Origin of the sequence: Methylobacterium sp. WL1 (genome assembly GCF_008000895.1) — a bacterium.
In the GTDB taxonomy this organism is placed as follows: Bacteria; Pseudomonadota; Alphaproteobacteria; order Rhizobiales; family Beijerinckiaceae; genus Methylobacterium.
This window is the reverse complement of the sequence record NZ_CP042823.1, coordinates 371,445-395,478: the sequence shown is the minus strand read 5'-3', so window position 1 is coordinate 395,478 and position 24,034 is coordinate 371,445. Positions and strand designations below refer to the sequence as shown.

The following is a 24,034-nucleotide window of genomic DNA, read 5'->3' as shown; positions in this document are numbered from 1 at the left end:
ACTAGCCCTTCTTGACCGGCTTCCCGGGCACGAGGGCTGCCGGCGCCGGGTGCTGGATGACGCCGGCCAGCTTCTCCTTGGTCTGCTGCCAGGCCGTCACGCCGGCCACGGCACCGGCCGGGATCAGCACGGTCGTGAGCGAGGCACCGAGGCCCGTGACCTGCGAGAGCGCGGTCGGGTCTTTGGTGACGATCGTGTTGATCGCAGCGGCCACGCACACGAAGCCGTAGCTGAGCGTGACCGCGCCGACGCAGTACATGTTGAATGGCCGCGCCCAGCGCTGGAACCGATCACCCGCGGTGATCTCGGCACGCAGCGACAGGTTCTCCTGCTCGATCTGGACCTGCTTGGTCTGCTCGACCAGGCTCTCCAGCTTCTCCTTGTTGTCCGCCTCGAACTGGACCGCGGCTGCCATGCCGGCCGGGGTCTGGAGGGTCGACGAGATGGCCTCGGGCGTCGTGTCCGGCGCACCGATGGCGCCAGCCAGCGAGCCGATCAGGTCGCCGGCGATGGCGCCCGGGACGCCACCGATCACTGTGCCGAGGATCGGCGCGCCGATCCGCATGAGCTGGCCAGCAACCGGGCCCCACTCCACGTTCTTCAGCCCATCGAAGTTCATGGCTCAGACCTTTGCTGCTTCGGCGAGGAAGGCGCTGGCGCGCTCCTGGTGGGCACGGATGAAGTGGAGGGCGACGAAGAGAGCGAGGCCGACTGCTGCGGCCGACACCCCGATGGCCAGCCAGTCGATGCCGGGCTGGGTGGCGGCCGTGACCACACCACCGCCGCCACCGGCTGCCGTGGTGGTGGCGACGGTGGTGCCGGTGGTGACCTTCTTCTGGGAGACGGCGGCCTCGCCCTTGAGGGCGGTGTTCACCGCCACCGGGCTCATGCCCACGGCAGCGAGCGCCATCTTCACCGCGGCGGCCTCGATGGTGCTGACCCGGGAGAGCCAGCCCTTGCCGAAGGTCTTGAAGGTGGAGAGGCCCTGGTAGAAGGACCGGCGCTGGACCGAGATCGCCTTGATGCGCGCCACCGCGTCGGCGATGGCCGCCGTGGCGGTCGCGAACTTCTTGCCCCGGCTCGGGCCGGAGTTCACCGAGCTATCGAAGATCGGCAGGTCGACGCCATCCGGGAGCGTATCGCAGCCGGCGGTGGTCCAGTATTTCGCACGGTAGATGTCGGCCGCCTGCGCCATCGTCAGGTTGGCGATGTCGAGCGTCGGGAACGACGAGGCCGCGATGCCGTACTTGGTGCCCTTCAGGACACCCTTGCCGACCTTGCCGCCGGTCCAGTTGCCGGGATCTTTGGAGTTCTTGGTGTAGCCGCCCTCACCCGCGAAGATGTACGGCAGGCACTTCTCCAGACGCTCAGCGCTTGAGGCCGGCATTGATCTTCTCCGGGTCAGCATCGCCAAAGACGGCGGCGTATTGGTCCCGGATCTGCTTCAGCAGCCACTCGCTGGTCGACTTACCAGAGAGCTTCGCCATGGCAGCCGCACGCAGTCGATCTGACTGCGTGCCGTAGGCCATGATTGCTTTCTCGCGGGGCATGCCCGGATATAGGCATGCGTGCTAGTAAACGGTATGGCCAGTCATAACTTTTATGAACTTTTACTGGGAAATCTCAAGAAGAAGTCCGAACTTATTCAAGATCTTCACCACGTCAGCCTCGGACCCGGCGTTCTCGATGTCGACGTTGGCCTGCATCCGAGCCAGTTCGAGGTCGGCCGACTGCTTGGCCATATCCGATATGGTCTGGGCCAGGACGACCGGCGCCACGTCGCGCATCGCCGCCTCGCCCTCGATCAGCGGCGAGCTGCCACCGGCCAGGACCTTCTCGGCCTCGGCGGCCTTCATCACGTACAGGGCGCGCAGCGTGGCCGGCGTGCCGTCGCTCTCGGCCTGCGCCACGAAGAAGCGCATCACCTGGTTCTTGGCCGCCTCGCGGATGGCGGTGAGATCGGGTCCGAAGATCACGGCGTCACCGTCAGCTGGTGGGTGCAGGGCAGGTTCGGGAACGCCTCGAACGAGATGAGGTAGTCGCCGGACACGGTGAACCCGACTTCCAGGTCGCCGCCCGGGTGATCGTGCGTGCCGCTCACCGGGCCCACGAACGTGACCCGGCAGGCCGGCACGTTCTCCAGCGTCGCCTCCTGGCGCACCGGCAGCGTGGGGCGGTCGAAGGTCTGAGCCAGGACCGGACGATCCTGGATCATGGGATCCCCGGATGACAGGTCGACGTAGCGGGTCGTCTTGAAGCCCACCGGATCCCAGCCGGCATCACCGAGCAACAGCCGCTCACCGCGCGCGAGCGCGTCCTCGGTGAAGCCGATCCCCTGCTTCACCACACCCGTGATGCGGCCGGTCTCGTCGTAGGTCGCAGCCTCGACAACGGTACTGTAGTCGCGCTGGTCGCTCACTTCGCTAGCTCCGTAACAGAGAGATAGACACCGCCTACGTTCTCGCCGTTGCTATCGCGTACTCGCAAGAGAAACGGCTTCTTCACCCCCGGAGCCCAGCTGAACACCAGAGTTGTAGGCATCATAAACAGCGAACTGCCACTGACGTTCGGCTGATAGAGGTACGAGAAGACGTTGACGATGCCTGCAATATTACCCCAGGCTTGACCGCCGTTGTCAGAGAAGTCGACGTACAGCTCGCCGTTCGAAGCCAGCGCCGGATGTGGCCGGCCGCCGTCGCCTCGCCGAAAGGCGAGGATCTGAAAGGCACTGGTCTCAGAACGCGCCTCGATACCGAGCTGTGCAATCGGCCCATCCGAGGTGGCCGACACGGTCTGGGAAACCGCCTTGCCAGCGATCTTGATCGTGTCGACCTGGAGGTCACCGATCTTGGCGTTGGTGATGGTGGCGTCGCGGATGAACGCGCCCTCGATCGTGGCTTCTTTATCGGTGACCTTCAGGACGTTCCGGCCCTGCCCGTCACGGACGGTGATGCCATAGGCGTCGTCGCCGTCGAACACCCCGACCTGACCGATCGAGACGTGCTCGATGCCGTTGGTTTTGCCGTAGACGCGGATCAGCTGGTTGGCGGCGTTCAGCTGGAAGCTGTTGCCCCCCAGGAAGATGAAGTCGGCCGTGATCGTGCCGGCGCCGATCTTGTCCGCGGTGATGGCCCCGGCCGCGATCTTCTCAGCCTGGATGGCGCCCGCCGCGATCTGCGCCGCCTGGATCGAGCCGGTCTGGATCCGGGTGCCGTCGATGATGGTGCCACCGACGAGCACCGACAGCCCGGTCACCCCCGACACGGTGGCGATCAGGATGCTCTCGGCATCGTTCGAGATGGCGGGCCAGTTGTCCTTGGCGAGCTGGAGCTTCCCAGTCTGGGCCTTGCTCCACCACACGTACCAGTAGCCAGCGTCGATGATCGCCGCCCCGGCCGGGATGTCGTACGCCTTGGGCGAGCCGTCGTCGGCCGTGACCAGGATCTGGCCGGCGGTCCAGCCGAACTTGTTGGTGAGCGCGCCGGCCGCGCCGCGCTCGGCGTAGAAGGACACGCCCACGAGCTGCACGCCCCGGGCACCGATCTTCAGGCTGTTGGCCGTGACCGAATTGGCCGAGAGCTTGCCGCCCTCGATCTTCGTGGTGTCGGAGCCCGACACCCACGAGGACAGCTTGGCCGAGCCGACCGTGATCTTGTCGGCCGTGATGGCGTCGGCGGCGAGCTGGTCGGTGGTGATCGAGTTGGCCTTGATCCGGTCGCCCTCGATCGTGCCGGCCTGGATCCGGTCACCCGTGATGGTGCCCTCGGCGATCTTCACCCCGGTGACCGCGCCATCGGCCAGCTGGGCGCCGCCGATCTGCGCGTTCACGGCGCCAGCCGGCGCGGTATAGCCGTCCGCCATCACGCCGGAGGTGGAGACCGAGCGCAGCCAGAACGTGCGGGTGCCGCCCACCGGCACCGTGCCGTCGTAGACGAAGGTGGATCCCTTCCCGACCTTGCGCATCACAGCGCCGCTGGGCGGGGCCTGGGCGGCCGACACGCGGTCGATCGACCACACCTCAATCCAGGCCAGGTCCTTGGCCACAGGGGCCGTCCAGCTCACCGTGACGCCCTGGTAGGTGCCGACCGCGGCGACCCCGGTCGGGTTGTCGGGCTTGGCCTTGCTCGCAGCCGTGGTGATGGTGGCCACCGACGACCAGTCGGACTGGCCGAGCCCGGACGCGGCGACGGCGCGGACCCGCACCTGGAGCGCGACGGCCGGCCGGAGCCCGTGCAGCTCGAAGGCCGGCTGGGCGCCGTCCGCGACGCTGTAGGGGAACTCCAGGAAGCTGCCGCCATCCTGCGCCACCGCCACCGTGTAGCGGCCGGCGAAGTTGCCGGTCGTGTTGGACCAGGTGGCGCGCAGGACAGCCGTGAGGGTGCCGTCCGCTGCGATCTCGGCGTCGGTCGTGAGCACGGGCTTGGTCGGCAGCGGCGGGGGCGTGCCGTCGAACAGGGTGACGGTGGCCTTGGCGGCGATCTCCGGCCCGATGTTCAGCCCGGTCTTTCCGTAGGCGTCGTAGCCCGCGATGCGGATGAAGTAGGTCGTCTCCGGCACCGCCGGCAGGGCGACCGACGTGTTCGGGCCGTCGTAGGCCGGGGGCACCACGAGCGGGTCGTAGCCGGTGCCGGTCTCCATCCAGATGAGCACGCCCGCGAAATCGCCGGCCGGTGCGTCGTAGGAGATGAAGATCGTCTCGGAGATCGTGTCGATCACCGGGGTGATCCGGGCCGGCGCCGGGTGGGTCACCGACACAGTGACCGGCTCCGACAGCTGGCCGGTCGTGTCCCGGGCCCGCACGCGCACGGTGAAGGCGCGCAGCGCCGCGCCGTTCTCGGCCAGGTTCTGGGCGAGCGTGTAGGAGAACTGGGGCAGGCCGGGCACGGCTTCGCTGTGGACCAGCAGGCCGGCCGGGCTCAGCACCTCGACCAGGTGGTCCTTCAGCATGGGGTCGGTCGAGGGCGTCCAGGCGAAGCGCGGGTTGACCGCCCGGAACAGCGGGGCTTCGGCCTCGTCGACCAGCACCAGGTCCGCGGGCGGGACCACCGAGCGCACCGTGGTGGTGTCGGCCACGGTGTACTGCACCGTCACCGGGGCGCTCTCGGTCCTGCCGTCCAGGCTCACCGCCGTGATGGCGATCGAGTAGACGGCGGCCAGCGGCGACACGATCCGGGTGGACGGCTCGGCGGGCTCAGCCAGCACGGTGGCCGGCTGGCCGTTGATCGACTGCCGGACCCGGTAGCCCTTGATGAGCTTGGTGTCGCTCTCCTCCCAGGTCACGTTCAGGCTGAACGTCCCGTCCGGCGCGAGGTCGGGCGTCACCCGGGCCTCGGTGACCGGGAAGACGTAGTTCGAGGGGGTGCCGGTCTGGAGGCCGGTGAGGTCCCGCAGCTCGACGGCGCCGTCCACGAAGGCCCACTTCAGCCGGTTCACCTCGATCGCGGTGATGTCGAGCTGGTCCGGCTCGTCGGCCTGGCTGATCGAGGTGATGCGGAACGCCTTCGGCGCACCGATGGAGAACACGGCGTATTCCGGCAGCTCGTCGGCAAGCGGCTGGGCAAGCACCAGCTCGCTCTGCAGGCCTGGCTGGGCCACGGTGAGCTGGTAGGTCACGACGCGCAGGCCGCCGCCGTCCGCCGCCAGGGTGAATTGGGCGGCGTAGTCGACCCCGGCTTCGAGGTAGATCTGGTCGCGCAGGGGTAGCCGCGTGGTGCCGGCCGGCAGCGCGTCGGGATTGCGCACGCGCCCGGAGATGACGTTGGTGGACTGGTCGTCGGCGACCAGGATCACCTGGAACGGCTGGAGGTAGCGGCCGAGCCGGTTCGTCTTGAAGTTGACGATGATTTTCTCGGTCAGCGAGGTGGCCAGCCGCAGCCGGCCGCGCTTCACCGCCTCGGCGGCATCGCGGCAGCCGACCGCCACGAACTCCTCGGGGTTCCGGCCCTGCACGTCGATGGCGTTCTGGTCCCAGACCCGGACCCGATCCTCGCGGTACTCCAGCTGCGGGTTCTTGAACGAGACCTTGAAGTCGTTCTTGCGTTCGGTGATGTCGGTGAAGCTGTAGTTGAAGCTCCCCTCGATCGTGTTCTCGGGCGCGAAGATCGCCACCGCCTGCTGGTCGTCGGCATCCCAGATCACGGTCGAGTAGCCGTCGCCCCGGTCGACGTACCGACCGCCGGCGATGCCCACGACGTAGTTGATCAGCTCGTTCAGCGACCGAGCTTCCGAGATGTATTCGTTGAACCGGAAGCCGTGCAGCGAGCAGTGCTTACCGAACTCATAGTAGTCCCACTGGTCCGGGACCTCGGGATAGTAGGCGTTCTTGCCGTAGCGGCTGTTCTTGATCAGGTTGTAGGCGTGCCACCCCGGGTTGTTGGTGTAGGCCATCTTGAACGTGCCGTCCCACAGCCCCGGGAACTCGGACAGCTGGGTGTCCTCGTTGAAGACGTGGTTCGACGGCACCGGGATGATGACGCCCCGGTAGATGCCGGTGAACTCCGGCAGGGAGGTGAAGGTGTCGGTGGCGCGGATCGTCAGCCAGGCGAGCGCCAGGTCCGGGAAGCTGTAGACCTGGGCCACGACCTCCTGGATGCTCTCGAAGGTGACATCCTTGAAATTGTCCTTGGTCGAGGGCGGATCGAGCCGGGTGACGCGCACGTCGTAGGGCTCGTTGATCCGCGCGACCGGGATCCGGTACTCCTTCGGGTAGTTCGAGCGCGTCAGGCCGGAGATGACCACGTTGCCGGGGGCAGCCACGGGCGTGTCCGGGAAGGTCTGCGTGCCGACCCAGCTGGTGTCGTTGAACGAGTAGACGATCTCGCCGCTCTCGGGCGTGAGCAGCCAGTCGAACGACGTGATGCTGCCAGCCGGCGGCGCGGCGCCGGCCGGGGAGAACCAGGCGCGCCGGGGATCGCCGACGTGGTCGACCCAGCTCCACACCCAGAAGCCGTCGATGATCGAGTTGGTCAGGCCGTTCGGGACCTGCCAGGCTGCGCCGTCCCAGATCCGCGGCGCCCAGTGGGCGTCGGTGGTGATGAACCACATCGCCCCCTGCTCATTGGCCTGGAGCGGCGGATCGGTGTCGGGCGCGAGGTAGGTCTCGTGCAGAGCGGCGTTCACCAGCGACCCGGCCGTGGCCGTGCCGGGCCGGTAGTTCGAGGCGCCCGAGGTGTCGGGCGGCGGCGCCGGCTGGTTGTCGAACGGGATCTGCCACACCGCGGACGAGCGCGGCTTGATCTCCAGCTTGAGCGTCATGCCGTTGGCGAACTCGCCCCCGGTCGTGCTCACGACCAGCAGCCGGTTCACCACGAACCGGATGTCGATGTAGTCGATCTGGGTCTTGTCGCCCTGCGCGACGATGCTCTGGTTCTCGGTGCGCAGCGGCAGCCCGACGTTCTTCGACGAGGCGAAGCCACCGAGGTTCGGCCGGATGCTGTCGGCGGGGTTGGTCCCCTTCAGCATCCGCAGCTCGAAGTTGGAGATGTTCGGGGTGCCGGTGCCCTTATCGAGCAGCGGCACGTCGCCGACGTAGAAGCTCGACGCGCCGTCCTTCAGGCCCTGGATCGGGCCCTCGGACAAGGCGAGCACCAGCTCGACGGTGTCGGCGCCGAACAGGTTGTCGTCATAGCGGGTGGCGGACTTCGGCTGCGACGACGCGCTCTTCCGGCCCTTCAGAGGCAGGGCCATCAGATGCCTCCGGTGTCGACGGCGTCGATCTGGAACGACAGGTACTGGCCGCCGATCTTGTCCTCGCCGCAGAGGATCGGGATGCGGGTGCCGATGTCGACGGTGTTGTGCGGCGTGCCCAGGTAGTGGCTCTTCTTCTCCACCTGGTCCTTGTTGTCCCGCTTGGGCGTGTTGAACATCTGCAGGATGCCCCCGAGCACCATCATGATGCCGAGCTTCAGCAGGATCGGCGCGAACACCTGGCCGACGCCCGGGATGAACGAGGCGGCCACCAGCACGGCGCCGATCAGCACCTGGAAGAAGCCGCCGTTCTTGCCGCCGTTGAGCTGCGGGAAGACGTGCAGGTCCTGGCTCTGGGTCGGGGCGATCAGGTCCTCGACGGTCTCGTGACCGGCGACCTTGATGCGCAGCGGGCCGGTGGCGGCGTTACCGCGGAGCCCCGGCAGCTGGCGCGTCACCGCCTTGACCGCCTCGGCGACGGTTGCGGCGTGGACCACGATCGGCTCGGGGTGGATGCTCTTCAGGCTTCCGTGGAGATGGATGCGTCGCAGCACGGATGACCTGCCCCTTGTTCACGACGTAGCAGGCGACGCCGTCCGATCCGACAATATAGTGCGTGAGGTCTGGGTAGTTCAAGAAACTGACAAGATCATCTCGGGTGAGATTACTATCGGTTCCGGTGTGGGTGTGCCAGGATCCGACCGCGAGATCTTCGTGCAACAGGAGATCTTCTCCCGAGATGTCGAAACCATTGGCCGGGTCGTGGCACTGGTTCACCACCTCGACCACCGAGCCGTCCGTCAGGACGAAGCCGCAGCGCTCCGGGGCGTCCAGGTCATCGACGAAGCGGGCAGCCATATCGGCTATGGTCAGCTCAGACATCGAGCCGCCCCTGCCGGGCCTCTTCGAGCTGGTCGCGGACGCGCTGCGGGACCAGGTCCCAGGCGTCGATCTCGGTCTCCTGCACCAGTTTGGCGCCATCGACCTCGGGGTGCCGGAGCACGGCGACGGTGGTGTCGCGGAACAGGGGCCGGTTGTAGCTCTCGATGGTGGAGACTTGGCCGGCCAGGTGGTGGAGGATCATCTCACCTGGCAGCAGGATCGCGCCGTGGTTGGCGACCGGCGAGCGGATCGCCATCAGGATCACGTCGCCCGGCAGGCGGTTGCGTGGGTGTCCGGTGAACAGCCCGAACCCGACCTCGTGGTAGAGGTCGAGATATAGGTTAAGCGTCTTGCCCTCGGCGTCTGGCTCCCACCAATCATTCGGGCGTGCGACATCCGGCACCTGGATGCCGAAGTTCGTCGCGTAGAACTCGCGCATCAGGGAGAAGCAGTCATGCTCCCCGTGCTTGAATTTCCGACCCAGGAGGCCTGCCGTCTGCATGCCTCGAATATGGTACGAAACGTACCTGACTGCTAGTGGTTATCGCGGGGTGTCGCATGCCCTCCCGCGATAACGTCGGGACTTATGACTTCAGTTTCTCAGACAAGTTCGTTACCAGCGGTTCCAATTCGACCTTTGAGTTCTGAACGTAGATCGAGCACAGGCCGCGCCGGACGATAATCTCAGATATAAATCCAAGTTTTTCTCCAAGTTTCGCGAAATACAGATGATGATCGGTCGTGTCTAGAGATACTGATTGAAGGGCTTTGACAATTTTGTCTTGCGCTATGGATGGACATTGACAGCGCTGTTGCACCAATGCTGCTACCTGATCCGCGTTATCAAGAATATAGCCAAACACAATTGCCTCTGGTGCGCCCGGCGGCAACTCTAGAACGTAGTCGTTGGGCTCTGCCAAAGCGGGATTGTCTCCATCGATCACGGCAACGGCCTTAGTGCTTATTGTGGGATTGGCATTGTGAAATTTAAGCACTTCGACAACGTACGGAAAACCACCGGCCTTATGAATTTCTACCTGGTCCAATAAGTCCGGTGAGTATTGCCTAAGAATTTCAGTGCACAGATCCTTCGCAAAATCGTCTTCTACGAATATGGCCCGGTCTTTGGTTACTGTTCCAGTCAAAGCGCGTAGGCTCTCGATCGTCAGTTTGCCCTGATACGCTACGCCATCAATACACCCCCAAATTGCTTTGGGTGGCAAGACGTCAAGCGCGTACTCCGAGTGTGTCGTGAAGATAATCTGGGCCTTTTTCCTCTTCGCAACGTCAAATAAATACTCCACCATCTTACGCGTTGCCAGAGGATGAAGGCCGTTTTCGATTTCTTCTATAAGTATCAAGGCGTTGTCTGAAGCTTCCTCAAGCTTCGTAACCATGTCAATAATTGAAGCTTCCCCTGCGCCAAAATGAAATTGAGAATAATCGTTCAGGCGCTTGACGCCGACAAAGATAGATCTACTGGGATCGCTCTTTAATGATATTCTCTCATAACCGGAGGCGTCTTTTCCAAGGATACGGCCGACATGCTGTAGAACGCTTGGTTTGATTGCGTTCACTTTCACATCGGTGCGCTGGGCTAAGCCAATAAATTGTTTGAACCTTGGCTGCTCGTTCGCTGGGACAGTCCGTTGGATTGGAATGACGATGACCTGACGATCAGGTATGCCATCTCTTCGCCATTTGGCTGCGACGAAGCGAGCGTTTCTAGTAAAAATGCCTGCTTTATGCTCTTTACGGTCGACTATATCATAGTCAATCCGCCAGTTTGCCATACTGTTGTCGCCAATATTGGATTTTGGAAAGAACGATCCGGGCTTTACAGAGTGATAAGCTATTGCTGCGGCGCCAAGAACAGTAGATTTTCCACCGCCGTTCGTTCCAATAATTGCCGTTATTGGAAAATCAAAATTGATAGTTTGATTGTCGAAGCTCCTTACATTCGACATTCGAATGGTCGGGAGATATTTTTCATAAGATAGCTTTTTTACTCGCTCTTCTAAACTGTCGATGTCGGATTTCCGAACGTCCAAGGCGCTTCTCCCATTTTTTGGGAAGGTTAGCACCCCTTCACTGCTCTTGCTACTATCCATGGTTGAGAGATCGGAGCCCTTATAACGTCACGAACGGGAAGCCTTCGTTCGGCAGGAACATGCGTGCGGGGATCAGCTGGTCGGGGCCATCCGACAGGGCGCGCAGCTCGAACGAGATGCTCTGGCCTGAGATGAGATCTTTCACCCGACCGATGAAGAACAGCTCGTCGTTCGAGATTACGACGCCCTGCTTCAGGTGGTGACGCAGAACCGTGGAGCGCTTCACGATGGCGCCGTCGAACATGCCCTTGAAGGCAGCATCGTTGAAGATGCCCACTGCATTCATCAGGCGCAGCGTCGGCCGGCTCTTCTCCTCCTCGGACGAGCGCTGCCAGCCGGAGAACTGCACGGCCAGGTGGTCCCAGGTCTTGCCGTTCCACTGGGTGGTCGAGCCCATGGGGCCGTCGCGGAAGCGCAGCGCCGCGGTGGCGCCGGCCGGCACGTTCTTCAGGGTGATCTCGTAGAGGATCACCTCGCCGTCAGCGGTGAGCTTCAGGCCCTCGTCGATATGGGAGACGGGTACGGTCACGGCTGCACCAGCATTTCGAGGTCGAAGGCTTCCATCTGGAAGACGCGCCAGCTCTTCCCGGCCACCACCCGGCCGCCGATCTCACCCGGGCTGGTCTTGATCGGCTTCGGCACCACGAGCGGCTTGTTGAACCGGCAGATGATCTGCCCGAGCCGGGTGTGCTGCACGTAGAACGGCAGGTACATCCGGTGCTCCTTGTAGAAGTCCTCCAGGGCGTGGATGTTCAGCTGGGGCTCGACCGTGGGATCGGGCGGCGCGCCGAACCGCTCCTGGTAGGCGAACATGGCCGGGAAGTTCAGGTGCAGGATCACCTCGTCCGGGCCGGTGGGCGCCGACGCGAAGCGGTAGCCCCGGCCGAACTTGACCGTGGCGCCGGCGGGGTACTCGTCCTGGGGCGTCGAGAAGGGGAAGTCGAAGGTCTTCAGTGCCATCTCAGCCTCGCGCGCTCACGCTCTTGATCAGCTGCCGGATCGCGCCGCCCCGCTGGATGTTGTCGCCGATCATGTGGACCACGTCGTTGGCGCTCGGGGGCGGGACCTGCTCGCGGTCGACGACGTAGACGTTCGACTGGGCCGAGGCCCCGCCGAAGCGCTGGCCGGCATCGACCTTCGGCGCCCGGTTCACCATGGCGCCGCCCAGCGCGTTCACCTGGTCAAGGTTCTCCCGGCCGATCGCGTCCACCGCGGAGCGCCGCAGCAGGTACTCGCCCGGCTGGGCCAGGATCGGCTTGCTGTCGCGCATCGACAGGGCCGCGTCCGTGCCCGGCACGCCACCGCCACCGGCCATGCGGATCGGGCCGCCGTGGTACATGCCGAACAGCGCCGGGATGCCAGAGAGGATGCCACCACCACCGCCCGTGCCGCCCGTGAACAGCGACTGGAAGATCGAGTTGGTCAGGCTCTTCGAGATCTGGCTCATCAGCCCCGACAGGATCGAGGTCGCGAACGACTTAAGGGCATCGCCGGCCTTCATCGACCCGTTGAACAGGTTGGTGAAGAAGTTGTCGAAGGCCCCGCCGATCACCCCAAGGCTCTCGGTCATGGTCTTCTGAGCCTGGACGACCGGGTCGACGACCTGGCCTTTGAAGTCGAGGATGCCCCGCTGCTTCAGGAAGCTGTCGGTGGCGCCCGAGGCCGCCTCGCCGAATGACTTCCCGGTCGCCGCCTGCTGGCGGGACAGGTTCATCGTCGGCTCCAGGACCTTGTTACGCTCGCGCAGCTCCAGGATCCGGCGCTGGACCTCGACGCCGTCGCGATCGACATCGAGCCCGGCGTCCTTCATCTCCTTGAGGGGCTGTTCCAGCGCGACGATGCGCGCCTGGTTCGCCTCGTAAGTGCCCTGCAGCTCCTTCTGCTTCTCCAGCTCGTTGATCTCGTCACGCAGGACGTTGAGCCGCTCGGTGTTGCCGGCGCGGCCCTCGTTCTCAGGGCGCTCCAGCTCCTTCTGCTCGGCCTTGAGCTGGTTGAGCTTGTCCTCGTAGGCCTTAAGGCTGTCCTTCCCAACCGTCTCAGCGGTGGTCAGGCCCTGCTGCTGGAACAGGCCGGCGAAGCGCTTCCGGGTGGCGTCGCCCTGCGCGGCGCGCGCGTCGTCGTCGAGGCCGGTCTTGTTGCCGTCCTCCTTCTTCGCGGTCTCCAGGAGCTGGCGCAGCGTGCCGAAGGCGTCCTTGGACGCGCTCATCGCAGCCGCCGGGTCCTGGGCGCGGCGCACCGCCTCCAGCTGGGTGTCGTAGGTCTCGGACAGGGCCTTGTCCGTACGCTTCAGCTCGGCCAGTTCGCGCACCCGCTCGTTGGCCTGGGCCTTCCGCTCGTTCTCGGCCTTCAGGCGCTCGGCCTCCGACGCGGTCTTGTCGTCGGCGAGCGTCCGCATCCGGTCGGTCTCGTCCTTCCCGGTGGTGCCGAACGGGTTGCCGACCAACGCCTGGGCCGAGCGGAACTTCCGCTGGATCAGGGCGATGAACTCGTCGGCCGCCATGTCGGCGCGGCCACCGTTGCCGGTGATCGCCGAGCGCGCGGCATCGGCATTGCCACCGTAGGCCCCGGTCAGCGCATCGAGCGCCGAGCCCGAGCCGGCGCGCAGCAGCGCCATCGAGCCGGCCGCGCCCTGCTGGTGCATCAGGTACAGCTCTTCCGGGGTCGCCTCCCGGCCCATGTTCGAGCGGAACGAGCCGGCGTTGCGATCGGTGAAGGTCTGGAACGCCTTGATCTGGGCCGTGATGTCGGTGTCGACATCCCGGGTGCCGTACATGTTCTGCCAGGTCTTGGGCATGAACTGGAACAGGCCGGCGGCGCCGGCCGACGACTTCCGGGCACCCGACAGCACGTCGGGCGCGTAGCCGCTCTCGATCTGGCCGGAGGCCAGCGCGTAGCGGATCCGGTCCTCGCTCGCGCCCGAGGCCTTCAGCTGGTCGACGATGGCCTGCTGCGCCGAGCCCCGGTCGAACGACACGGTGGGGCCGAGCGTGGTCGGAAGCTTGGTGTCGATCTTGTCCGCGTTGAGCTTGTTGATGCCCTGGCCGATCCGGGCGACCTCGCCGAGCAGCCGGTTGATCTCCTGGACAGCCGCGCGCATCGCCTCGGGGGTCGAGCGCGCGTCATCCCGGACCTTCTCCAGGCCCTTGATCTGTTCCTGCAGCAAGTCCTTCCGCTCGGTCGCCCGGTCCACCTGGAACGACAGCATCTGGACCTGGACCCGGCGGTGCAGCTCGGCATAGCTGACGGCGAGCTTGTTCAGGTCGGCCTGGCCCTTCTCCTTCAGCTCGGCCGCCTTGTCCTGCAGCTCGGGCGAGTTGGCGATGAGCTGGTCGGCGTTCGGGCCGAGGTCGATCTTGAACAGGGCCTCCCGAGCCTTGTTGATGATCTCCTGGTTGTGGACGGCGACACCCTGCAGGTCGGTCACCCGGTCCGGGTCGGTCGCGGTCGAGCCCTGGCGCTGCAGCAGCTCCATCTGCGACTGGGCCGTGCGGATCTGCTGGTTCAGGTCGGCCTTGGCGTCGCCGGAGGCCGTCTTGAAGCGCTCACGGATCTCCTTCGACGTGCCCTTCAACAGGATGTTGAAGCTGTCGATGATGCCGTCGTAGGCCTCCTTGACCACCTTCGGATCTACGCCCTCGGCGAGGGCCGCGCGCTTGGCCTCCTCGACCTTGGCGAGCTGGTCGCGCACCTGGTCGTCTGTGGAGCGAGCAGCGTCCTGCATCGCCTCGTAGCCGCCGTAGCCCCGCCGGCTACGGCCGGCCGCGGTGACGGCGGTGTCATGGTCGCGGTAGATGTTGTCGCGCGCGTTCTCGAAGCCGGCGTAGACGGGCGTGGCCTTGAGCTGGGCGACCTGCAGCTCGCGGTTCACCCGCTCAGCTTCGACCGTGACGGCCTGCTGCTGCTGGACCGAGCTGACCTTGTCCCCGAAATCCTTGATCGCCTTCTGGACGCCCTCGATCTGAGCATCGAGCCCGGCCAGCATCGTCTTGCGGTCGCTCTCCGACAGGGAGTTGTCCACGTCCACGTCGGTGCGGGAGCGGCGCAGGTTCAGCAGCGTGCTGTACATTTCGGCCGAGACCGACGCCGTCTGCCGGCGCACGTCGGTCGTGTCGATCTTGGTCTTGCCCGACATGATGTCGGCAGCCCGTTCGAACTCCGGCCCGAGCGCGCGCATGCGCTCCAGCGGATCGACATTCTCGATCGTGGGCGTGCCGTACTCGCTGACCGCAGTGACGGCGGGCGCGACCCGGCTCTTCGCCTCGCGCGCCGCCTCCAGCTTCGCGAGCTGGTCCATCTTCTCCGTGATGGCGACGAGCTGCTGGGTGAGCAGCCCAGACGCCTGCTGGTTCAGCTCGCCGCGCAGCTTCTGCAGCGCCTCGATCAGACCGTCGACCGACGTGGCGTTGCTGTCGACGACCAGGCCGAGATCCGCGAAGGCCTTCTGAGCTTCGATGATCGCGGTCTGCCGTCCGACCTCGTTGCCCTTCTCGTTCAGCTTCGCCCGCCGGTCGATGAGGCCAGTGATGGTGGTGTCGAGGCTCCCCGAGGTCTGCCGCAGGGTCTGCTGCTCGCTGGTGAGTTCGTTGGTGACCTTCTTCAACTCGTCGAGCCGCACCGCCGCCTTGGCGGCGTCGTCCTGGATCTTCGACAGCCAGTAGGCGAAGGCAGCGATGCCGCCGATCGCTACCGCACCGATGCCCACCGGGCCGGTGAGGAGAGCGGAGATCGAGCCGAGGGAGGTCAGTCCACCGATCAGGCTGCCGATCTTGATCGCCGCCGCGCTCGCGGCGATGGCCGCAACACCACTGGCGATGGTCGGCAGGACCGGGCCAAGGGCGGTCAGGCCCGAGGCGAACGAGGCCAGGTTGCCGATAGCCGCCGTCAGCACGGTGACGAACGGGTGGAAGCCCGTGTCCACCACCGCGAACAGGCTGTTCTTCAGCCTCTGGAAGGTGGCAGACAGGCTCTCGTTCGCCGTGCTGGCGCTCTCGGCCGCCGCGGAGGACAGCAGGAACTCCTGCTGCAGCTCCTCGATCTTGTCGGACTGGCCGGCCAGGGCGGCGAACGCAGCCGAGGCGCGCAGGTCGAGCGAGCGCAGGGCGTCGGCGGTGGTGAAGCCGCCCTCCTTCAGGTTCTTCAGCACCCCGGAGAAACCCTGCGTGCGCAGGTTCACATCGCCCAGGTCGATGTTCAGCTCCTTGAGCACGCCCCGGAGCTTGTCGGAGGGCTCGGAGAACTCGGTGATCAGCTGCCGAATGCCGGTGCCGATGGTCGACCCGGACTTCACACCGGCCTGCGCTACGGCGCCGATCGACGCCGTCAGCTCGGAGAACGAGATGCCGCTGTCGCGCGCGATGTTGGCCGCGTACTGGATGCCCAGCTGCAGCTGGTCCATGGTCAGCTTGGTCGCGTTCAGGGCGCCGACGAACACGTCGGCCACCTCACCGGCCCGGCCGGCCTCCAGGTTGTAGGCTCCGAGCACCCCGGTGATCGCCTCGACCGACTGCTGCAGGGTCGAGCCCGAGGCAGCAGCCAGATCCACGACGGGCTTAAGCGCCTTGCCGACCTCGGATGCCGACAGGCCGGTCTGGCCCAGCGCAACGGCAACCGTGGTCAGCTCGCCCACGGAGAACTTGCTGGTCGAGGCCACGTCCAGGAGCTGCTTGCGGAAGCCGTCCATCTCGGCGTTCGCGGTGCCGGTGATCGCCTGGAACTGCTTCAGCTGCTCGTCGAACTCGATCACCGCGCTGGTGGCGCCGCGCACCACCAGGGCGATCCCGCCCATGATGGCGTAGTTCGCCGTCAGCTTGGTCTGGAAGGCGAACTGGTCAGCACCGCCATTGAGGTCGAACGCGGCGCTGCGCGCCTCGAAGCTGTTCTTCGCAGCCTCCTGCCGGCCCGCCGGGGAGCGCTGGTACTCCGCTCGATCGGCACGCTGCTTCAGCACAGCCGCGCGCCGGGCGTCGGCGTCGATTTCCTTGTTCTCCCGCTCAGCGTCGCGCCGCATGCGGTTGGCCGCCAGGGTGCGGAGACGGTTCTCCTCCTCGGCCGCGTTGCGCTCGCGCAGCGCAGCCGTCTTCGTCTCGCGATCGTAGGCGCGGTTGTCCCAGTCGGCCGAGCTGCGCACCCGGGTCTGCGACGCCTTCGCATCGTTGTCCCGGTCACGGTTCTCGCGCTCAGCGTCCCGGCGGGTCCGGTTGGCGGCGAGCGTCCGCTGCCGGTCCTCATAGGCCGCGTCGGAGCGCATCTTGGCGTCGGCCGCGCGGTACTCGGCGTCGGCGGCCTTCTTCAGCTGGTCGAAGTTCCGGTTGTCCCACGCCGCCCGGGTCTGGAGCTGCGACATGCGCCGGCTGCGCTCGGCGTCCTCGTAGGCCGCCTCGGCCTGGAGCTTCGACACGGCCTGGGTCGAGATCCGGTCCCGCTCGGCGTTCTCCCGCTCGGCGTCCCGCCGGATGCGGTTGGCCTGCAGGGTCCGCTGCCGGTTCTCCTCGGCCGCGTCGCCGTACATGCGCCGGCCGGCGTCGCGCTCATCCAGCGTCGAGCCCATGCCGGCCTTCCGCACGGCGGCCTCGGACGCGACCCGGGCGTTGACCACGGAGGCATCGAGATAGCCAGGCACGGAGAGCTGGGCGTTCCGGGTCATGGCCCGGTTCGCCGCCAGCTGCACGGACTGCTCGACCTGCTGGGCGGTGCCAGCGATCAGGCGCTCCATCGCCTTGCCGGTGGCGATGGCCAGGCGCGCGGCGACCTGCTCGGCAGTGGTGTTGATGCCGGTGACGGCATCGGCCATGGCGCGCTCGGTAGCCCGGACCTGCGCGACGGTGCGGCCGTCCGCAACCGTGCCGCTCTCGGTGGCGCGCTGGCCGGCGCCGCGGGCGAGCGACAGCTCCTTCTGGATCGTGATCTCGGTGCGCAGCTCATTGTTCAGCTTGAGCTGCTGCTCCTGGGCGGCCTTGATCTGGTTCTGCAGACCGACTTCGGCAGCCGAGCCCTTCGCCAGGGCGAGCTTCTCATTGAGGTCGCGGATGACGGTCGGCAGCTCGCGCGCAGACTTGGCGCTGCGCTCGAACCAGACCTGCATCTCCTGGGCGGTGCGCAGGCCAGCCTGAAGCGCGTCGAAGGTGCGCCGGAGATCGCTCTCCAGCTCGTTCGAGCCGATCCCAATGTCGACGTTCAAATCATCAGCCATTGACCGCTCGCGCAAACGCCATCATGTCATCGACGCTGTTGAGCGCCTCACTCTCTGGCTCGGCTTTGCCGAACAGCTTTCCGGTGACGAAGAGCAAGCTCTCGGTCGCCGCCATCGCCTTCACCATCTCGTAGCGGATGAAGAGACCAGTCATCCGCCGGAGATCGTCTAGGGTGCGCTTCCAGTAGAGCTTTGGTAGATCACTGGGCGCGCACTTGAAGACGAGGATCAGGCTGTCTTCCCAGGTCAGCTCACCGAAGAAGTCAGAGATGATCCGGCTGCCGCTAGCCGATCCGCCCTCGTCGCGAAGAGCTGCGCCGACTTGGCGAGCCGGCGGACGAAAAAATCCAGCACATGGCCGCCCGCCCAGTCCAACAGCTGCTCCGCGGTGGCCGGGTCGAGGTCGAGCGGCACGGCCGGCTCGTCGCCCTCGGGCAGGATGTTGCCGCGCTTGTCCCGGGGCGCCAGCATCAGGTGCAGGGCGGCGGTCGACACGGTCGAGTTGAAGGACAGCTCGGGGACGTTCTCGGGGCTCTGCACGAGTGCCGCGATCTCGTTCAGGAGCCCGAAGCTCATGAAGATGGTCCGTTCCGTACCGCCGACTTCGATTGTGATACGGGCGTCGGGCTTCTGATCTTCGGATGGCATCTCGACCCCTCGTTTGGCTGGAGGAGATGTGGGTTCGAGATGACCAAAAGAAAAGGCCCCGGTTGCCCGGGGCCTGATCTTTGGCTCGACTGTCGTCCCGGGGTTAGCGGGTGAAGATCGAGAGCTTCTGGGCGAAGTCGGCCTGGTAGCCTTCGTCGCTCGGCACCGGAACCAGGGGCGTCCACTCGAACGGCATGTTCGAGAAGTTGTCCGAGGAGAAGCCCATCGAGAAGCCCTTGGTGATGCGCGCCTTGGGGAAGTGCAGCGTCACCGGAGTGTTGCCGTCGAGCGCGATGCCGATCACGCGCACAGCGAAGTTGTTGTTCGCCTTGCCCGGATCGCTGTCGATCTTGTTGAGCAGGCCGACGCGGGCGTTGGCCGAGAACGACATGCCCTCGGGCACCGGGTAGGCGGCGAAGGTGAGGGCCGCAGCCGCCACCGCCGAGATCTTGGCGATGTGGATCTGGTCGTCCTGGTTCTCCTGGATGTAGATCCAGTCGCCGGCCTTGGCACCCGCGATGGCGGTCGCCGTGGTCACGGTCGTGGCGGCAGCGGCCACCGGGCCGGTGATCCCCACGGGCTTGGCCATGTCGACCAGGCCGGTCGGATCCTGCGAGAGGCCGTAGGCGAAGTTCTTCGCAGTGTACTCGTACACCTCGGCCGAGCCCGTCATCGGCATGCCGTTCACGACGGACGCCACGATGTCGTTCTGGATGCCCTGCGTGAGATCGACCTTCGAGGTCGTCACGTCGACCTTGCAGTTCTTCACCAGGCCGACCGAGTGGATCAGCGGGTTGATCTCGGCGCCTTCCAGCATCGGGGCGATGCAGAGGGTGGCGGTGGAGAAGTGGAAACGTCCACTCTTGGCGGTGCCCGGGTTCATGTGGAAGTCTCCGTTGTCAGGTCGGCAATCTGTCGGTTGCAATATGTGGGTCGATACCCATTTGTCCAAATAGACATTCCTAGAAATTAGGAACGACGGGCGAAGAACTATGGCTACCGCGAAATCAGAGCGACCGATCAGCGTATTGGTCCGGCCAGATCTCGATGCTGTTCTTCGAGCCCGCGCCGCCTCGAACCACCGCAGCCTCACGAAGGAGGTGGTGTTCTTGATCGAGACGGCGCTCGGCTGCTCGTCGGAGAACGTCCGGGAGACGATCCACCTTCTCTATAAGGCGGGCGTCGAGGTCACGCCGGAGGCCACATCCCAGCTTGCGTGACCCGGGCGGTCACCGCCAGCTCGACGGTCGGGCGCATGTCGACCCGGCCCATCGGTGAAGCCGCGATCCCGTCGAAGCACACCGCCTCGAAGCCGGTGGTCGAGCCATCGTCCTCGAACATCGCGAACTTCTTGTGCGCCTGGAGCCGGCGGTAGAAGGTGTCCACGTAGTCGGTCGAGCGGGTCAGGCTCGGGTCCTGCACCGTCATGATGGCGATGCCGAACGACAGGTCGTGGAACTGGTCGTTCTCCACGCAGGAGAAGCCGACCAGGCCGACCAGGTCGGTGTTCGGCAGGACGAAGCCCTCGGCGTGGGCGTCGAACTCGTAATACTGGACGCCGTCCAGGTCACGGATCGTGTCGACGACCATGCGGACAGTGGAGTTGCGGGCGATCTTATACACGGGTCTTCCCCTTCTTCTTCGTCTTGGCCAGCGCAGAGCGCAGCGACTTGTCGAGAACAAGCGGCAGCCGGCGGCTGATCCAGTAGACCAGCGTGTTCTGCAGGAAGGGCCGGTGCGAGCCGCGGGGGTTCTCCAGCTTGTAGGCCAGCGGGTGCTTCGGATCGCGGTCCGGCGCGCCGGCCTTCTTCAGGTAGCGGACGAACAGGCTCTCCTCGCGCGCGACGCCGCCGCCGCTCGCCCCCGGGAAGCTGGCGCCAGTCACACCGGCCTTCTCCCGGCCGGACGCCTGGGCCATCAGGCTCAGTGTGACGGAGACGCGCCGGGGGCCCTTCCGCACGACGATGCGGGGATCGACCAGGGCGGCGGTGGCCGGCCCGAGGTATTCGGTCAGCAGGGTGCGCAGCGCTCCGGTGTCCACGAAGAACGTGGCCGGCTCGCCGGCCTTGCGCCGGCGCTTGGCCGCCACGGTCTGCTTCGTGAGCGCCAACCACTCGGTGGTGGTCTTGCCCTGCAGCCGCTTCGACATACTGTCGCCCGACAGCACCCCGGCGTTCCGGCTGATGTCGTCGAGGGAGATCGTGACGGAGCCCGAGCTGGGGGATTTCAGGCGGGTGAACACCCGGGCGGCCTGGCCGGCGAACTTCGCGGCATCGGCCGTGACCGCGGCCACGATCGCCTTCTCGTCGGCGATCACCGCTTCCATGACGCGCTCGATGCCCTTCGCCTCTGCACGCTCGCGCAGCACCGCGACCGCACGCTCGGTGGTCGCGTTCGGATCGGACGACTTCGTCCCGCCGATGCGGAACAGGAGCTGCAGGTCGGCCGCCATCACTCGATCTCGGCGATGGTGACCCCAAGCGTCGGATTGAGGCGCTTCACGGTCTTGCCGTTGACCATGTCGCCGTACTGCAGCGGGGCGTTGGTGATGCACCGCAGGCGGTCGGTGGTGATCCGCGCACCTGGGTCCTCGTTCCCGTGGGTGTAGCTCTCGATGGAGACCCAGATCGGGCCGACCTCCTCGAACGGTCCCTCGGACTGCGGCAGGCCGGTGACCGGGTGCTTCACGGCCTGGCTGCGCCGCCGCCAGCTGACCTTGCCGGTCATCTGGAACAGCACGAAGCAGCGGGAGACAACGTCGTCGAGGGCGAGCGGCAGCTCCCAGTTCCCCACGAGCATGACCCGGCCGGCCGGGTCGCGGAACAGATCCTTGGCGTGGACCGGCTCGCGCGGGCGCGTGCGCAGCCCGAGGCGCGGCAGGATGAACACGCTGGTCGGCAGCGCGGTCGGGTTGACTGGGAAGATGACGCCGCGGAACCGGGTGGCGGACGGCGGCAGCTTGTTGAGCCAGACCTCGTTCTGAGCCTGGATCCGGGACAGCAGCATCGGCATGGCTTAGCCTCTGGTGCTGGTCGCGGGCGCAGCCCCGGTGACCGGGTCGATCGAGATCGTGGTGAGGGCCAGCAGCACGGGCAGCGTGGCGTTGGCCGTGGTGTCGCCGGTCAGGTCCTGGGTAAACTGCCGCAGCTCGTCAGCAGTCGCCGTCACGAGCCCGTCGAACGCGGAGGCGTCCTTCAGGCGCTCGAACTTGAGCGTGCCGTCCGTCTTCGCCTGGGCGATCCGGTAGCGCAGCGACGGGAACAGCGCGGTGGCGGCCGTCAGCATGACGGCGCGGCTCGCGCGCACCTCGATCAGGGTGCCGGCGCCGAGCGCGTCGTCCAGCAGATCCTTCCCGACCGCGCCGGCCAGGGTGAGGTAGGCGGTGAACAGGTCGATCTCGTTGTCGCGCAGCTCGTCCTCGTTGAGGGCGAGGTAGGTGCGGACATCCTCGGGCACGACGCCGTAGTTCGGCAGGTCGATGACCCGGTAGCCCTCGCGCGCCGAGTAGCCCCGCCCGTTGGCGGTCCACTGCACCAGCGCGGTGCGGCGCTCGAACGAGCGGTCCGGGGCAATGATGTTGCTGATCGCCGGGACCTTGATGGAGACCCCGGTGGCGTCAGCCTCCGGGGTCAGGGCCTGATCGACGACGAGTGGGACACCCTGGCCGTCATACAGGCTGTAGGACACAGAGCCGACATCGGGGATCACCAGTCCCTGTGGCGCCTCGAAATCGACCCAGAGCGTCACGGGGGTTGAAGATACGATGTCCACAGCTCGACCCTACTTCGGCTTATGCGGCGCGCCCCGGCGGTTGTGCGGCACCTGGGCGGTGGTCGGCGGCAGCGGGTCCGGCTCCGGCCGGCGGGCGCTGTCGGCATCGACCGGGTAGCGGTCCTCGAAGCTGGCCAGGGCCAGGGCCTCGTCGCCGTCGCTGTCACGGAGCGTGTCGAGCCATTCAGCATCGGTCGCCTCATCGCTGAGCTGCAACGTCACGAGGAGCTGGCCGATCGAGACCTTCTCCTGCGCCCACTGGGACTTCTCGATGACCGACTTGCCGCGACTGCGGACGTGCTCGTTCAGCTCGGTGTGAACGAGCTGGAAGTCGCCGGTCGTCTCGACCAGGATCTTCATGGTGGTGGCCTCCTACGGCAGGGGCCCCCGGAAAGATCCGGGGGCCGGTGGTTCAGTCCCGGGAGGGACTACTTGGCGGTGCCGTAGTCGTAGATCTCACGGGTGTCCCCGAAGACCAGGCGGAAGCCGGAGACTTCCGACTTCACGTACGTGATCGACTGCGTCTGGATCGCGCGCTCGCTCTCCGAGATCAGCGACCCCGCCTCGATCAGCTGCTCCATGGTCTCGCCCTTGCGGAAGCCCAGGAGCTGACCGGCCGGCATCGTGGTCGAGAGCACGAAGTTGATCTGGCCGTTCAGGATCGGCACGCCGCCGACGCGGAAGCCGGTCGCCGCGAGGTTCTCGGCGTCGGTGCGGGTGGCCGCGCCGGACACCGGGAGGGCGAACAGGAACAGCCAGTCGAGGTAGGCGTCCCAGTTGCCGACGACGGTGTCGATCGGCACGCCGGCCTTGGCGCGGGCGACGAACCACTTCAGGAGGTGCTTGTACGAGATCTTGCCGATCTCGGACACGCCGACCGTCTTGGCATCGTCGAAGCTGTCCTGGCGCACGACGTGGGCCGGGGCGTTGACCGTGTCGCCGTTGATCAGCAAGCCCGTGGCGAGACCGACCTTCGAGAGGTTCAGCTCACGCTGCATGCGGTTGGCATACGGGGTGAGCAGATCCAGGCGCGAGCGGCGCTGGAACTCGTAGGAGGTGCGGTAGCCGCCACCGATCTTCCACATCTTGACCCGCGTCTCGCTGGTCTTGATGGAGCCGATGCGGAACCGGCCGAACTCGGAGACCGGACCGAAGACCTTGAAGTCGTCGGCGTTCTCGTCGTTCACGACGGTCGAGATCATCTCGACGCCGTTGATCGTCCGGGTGGACGTGATCAGGCTCTCCAGGTTCTCGTAGTCGACCTGGCGCGAGGCGAAGCGGACCACGTCGTCCACGACCTCGGGGAACAGCGCGCGGGTGCCCGGGCTGTACTCGAAGGTGTCGGAGGCGAGGTCGAGCACCACACCGCTGTCGTAGTCGTTGCCGACCGGCAGGTTGAGGAACTTCAGCGCGCTCTCGTAGCCGTTCAGGCCCTCGTACAGCTCGGGCTTCTCGGCGGCGGCCGGGTCGATGGCCAGACGCAGGTAGTCGCGCATCTCCAGGCCGTACGAACGGGCCTCGTTGACGAGCTGCAGGCCGGCGTCGCCGCTGGCACGCTTGTTGTCCCGCACGGCCAGCGCGGCGAGCAGCCCCTCGGGCGACTTGCGGTTGGCGGTCAGGGTGGTGAGCGGCTTCAGTTCCATGTCCCGTACTCCTCGGGGGTCTGTTGGTGGTACGAGACGTACCGTTGAAGATGAACCTGGTATTCGTGTCGCCCCGGCCGGCGGTACGAAGTGTACCGCCGGCT

General features: G+C 66.0%; 22 protein-coding genes. All 22 read right to left on the bottom strand.

Translation table 11 applies throughout. The features are described from left to right. Position 1: 1 nt before the first annotated feature. Entirely contained in the window at positions 2-619 is a 618-nt protein-coding gene (locus tag FVA80_RS02150) for a hypothetical protein (RefSeq protein ID WP_147906016.1), read from the bottom strand. 3 nt (positions 620-622) lie between these two features. Beyond that, a complete protein-coding gene (locus FVA80_RS02145) occupies positions 623-1,387 on the bottom strand; it encodes a glycosyl hydrolase 108 family protein (RefSeq protein ID WP_187193574.1) in 765 nt (254 codons plus the stop codon). Beyond that, on the bottom strand, positions 1,368-1,529 hold the full coding sequence (locus FVA80_RS30290; RefSeq protein WP_187193573.1) for a hypothetical protein: 162 nt from the start codon (positions 1,527-1,529) through the stop codon (positions 1,368-1,370). The genes FVA80_RS02145 and FVA80_RS30290 overlap by 20 nt, the downstream gene beginning before the upstream one ends. Before the next feature lie 81 nt (positions 1,530-1,610). Next, positions 1,611-1,976 carry a hypothetical protein gene (locus tag FVA80_RS02140; protein ID WP_147906018.1) on the bottom strand — a complete coding sequence of 122 codons (366 nt, stop codon included), beginning with the start codon at positions 1,974-1,976 and terminating at the stop codon, positions 1,611-1,613. Then, positions 1,973-2,419 (bottom strand): hypothetical protein, encoded by a 447-nt coding sequence (locus FVA80_RS02135; protein WP_147906019.1) that lies wholly within the window; start codon positions 2,417-2,419, stop codon positions 1,973-1,975. The genes FVA80_RS02140 and FVA80_RS02135 overlap by 4 nt, the downstream gene beginning before the upstream one ends. Continuing rightward, on the bottom strand, positions 2,416-7,686 hold the full coding sequence (locus FVA80_RS02130) for a phage tail protein (protein ID WP_147906020.1): 5,271 nt from the start codon (positions 7,684-7,686) through the stop codon (positions 2,416-2,418). Before FVA80_RS02130 ends, FVA80_RS02135 begins: the two co-directional genes overlap by 4 nt. Next, the gene (locus FVA80_RS02125) at positions 7,686-8,183 is read right to left on the bottom strand and encodes a tail assembly protein (RefSeq protein WP_147957775.1); all 498 of its coding nucleotides are present in this window, start codon (positions 8,181-8,183) and stop codon (positions 7,686-7,688) included. The genes FVA80_RS02130 and FVA80_RS02125 overlap by 1 nt, the downstream gene beginning before the upstream one ends. Continuing rightward, positions 8,113-8,568, bottom strand: a complete 456-nt coding sequence (locus FVA80_RS02120) for a hypothetical protein (protein ID WP_147957774.1) — start codon at positions 8,566-8,568, stop codon at positions 8,113-8,115. The genes FVA80_RS02125 and FVA80_RS02120 overlap by 71 nt, the downstream gene beginning before the upstream one ends. Beyond that, a complete protein-coding gene (locus FVA80_RS02115; RefSeq protein ID WP_147906022.1) occupies positions 8,561-9,070 on the bottom strand; it encodes an NlpC/P60 family protein in 510 nt (169 codons plus the stop codon). Before FVA80_RS02115 ends, FVA80_RS02120 begins: the two co-directional genes overlap by 8 nt. A gap of 82 nt (positions 9,071-9,152) precedes the next feature. Next, the gene (locus FVA80_RS02110; RefSeq protein WP_147906023.1) at positions 9,153-10,679 is read right to left on the bottom strand and encodes an AAA family ATPase; all 1,527 of its coding nucleotides are present in this window, start codon (positions 10,677-10,679) and stop codon (positions 9,153-9,155) included. A 19-nt stretch (positions 10,680-10,698) separates the two neighbouring features. Beyond that, the gene (locus tag FVA80_RS02105) at positions 10,699-11,208 is read right to left on the bottom strand and encodes a hypothetical protein (protein WP_147906024.1); all 510 of its coding nucleotides are present in this window, start codon (positions 11,206-11,208) and stop codon (positions 10,699-10,701) included. Next, complete coding sequence (locus FVA80_RS02100) at positions 11,205-11,639, bottom strand: hypothetical protein (protein WP_147906025.1); 435 nt, start codon at positions 11,637-11,639, stop codon at positions 11,205-11,207. The genes FVA80_RS02105 and FVA80_RS02100 overlap by 4 nt, the downstream gene beginning before the upstream one ends. A 1-nt stretch (position 11,640) precedes the next feature. Then, a complete protein-coding gene (locus tag FVA80_RS02095) occupies positions 11,641-17,868 on the bottom strand; it encodes a phage tail tape measure protein (protein WP_147906026.1) in 6,228 nt (2,075 codons plus the stop codon). After that, positions 17,861-18,022, bottom strand: a complete 162-nt coding sequence (locus FVA80_RS30285) for a hypothetical protein (protein WP_187193572.1) — start codon at positions 18,020-18,022, stop codon at positions 17,861-17,863. Before FVA80_RS30285 ends, FVA80_RS02095 begins: the two co-directional genes overlap by 8 nt. A 92-nt stretch (positions 18,023-18,114) precedes the next feature. After that, positions 18,115-18,516: a hypothetical protein gene (locus tag FVA80_RS02090; RefSeq protein ID WP_147906027.1), complete on the bottom strand. Its 402-nt coding sequence runs from the start codon at positions 18,514-18,516 to the stop codon at positions 18,115-18,117. Positions 18,517-18,619: 103 nt separating this feature from the next. After that, positions 18,620-19,399, bottom strand: a complete 780-nt coding sequence (locus FVA80_RS02085) for a hypothetical protein (RefSeq protein ID WP_147906028.1) — start codon at positions 19,397-19,399, stop codon at positions 18,620-18,622. A 305-nt stretch (positions 19,400-19,704) separates the two neighbouring features. Then, positions 19,705-20,139 (bottom strand): hypothetical protein, encoded by a 435-nt coding sequence (locus FVA80_RS02080; RefSeq protein ID WP_147906029.1) that lies wholly within the window; start codon positions 20,137-20,139, stop codon positions 19,705-19,707. Then, positions 20,132-20,968, bottom strand: a complete 837-nt coding sequence (locus tag FVA80_RS02075) for a hypothetical protein (RefSeq protein WP_147906030.1) — start codon at positions 20,966-20,968, stop codon at positions 20,132-20,134. Before FVA80_RS02075 ends, FVA80_RS02080 begins: the two co-directional genes overlap by 8 nt. Next, positions 20,968-21,528 (bottom strand): hypothetical protein, encoded by a 561-nt coding sequence (locus FVA80_RS02070; protein ID WP_147906031.1) that lies wholly within the window; start codon positions 21,526-21,528, stop codon positions 20,968-20,970. The genes FVA80_RS02075 and FVA80_RS02070 overlap by 1 nt, the downstream gene beginning before the upstream one ends. A gap of 3 nt (positions 21,529-21,531) precedes the next feature. Beyond that, positions 21,532-22,287: a hypothetical protein gene (locus FVA80_RS02065; protein ID WP_147906032.1), complete on the bottom strand. Its 756-nt coding sequence runs from the start codon at positions 22,285-22,287 to the stop codon at positions 21,532-21,534. Between the two features lie 9 nt (positions 22,288-22,296). After that, positions 22,297-22,647, bottom strand: a complete 351-nt coding sequence (locus FVA80_RS02060) for a hypothetical protein (RefSeq protein ID WP_147906033.1) — start codon at positions 22,645-22,647, stop codon at positions 22,297-22,299. 68 nt (positions 22,648-22,715) lie between these two features. Further along, positions 22,716-23,930, bottom strand: coding sequence for a hypothetical protein (locus FVA80_RS02055; RefSeq protein ID WP_147906034.1), 1,215 nt, complete (start codon positions 23,928-23,930; stop codon positions 22,716-22,718). Positions 23,931-24,034 lie beyond the last annotated feature (104 nt).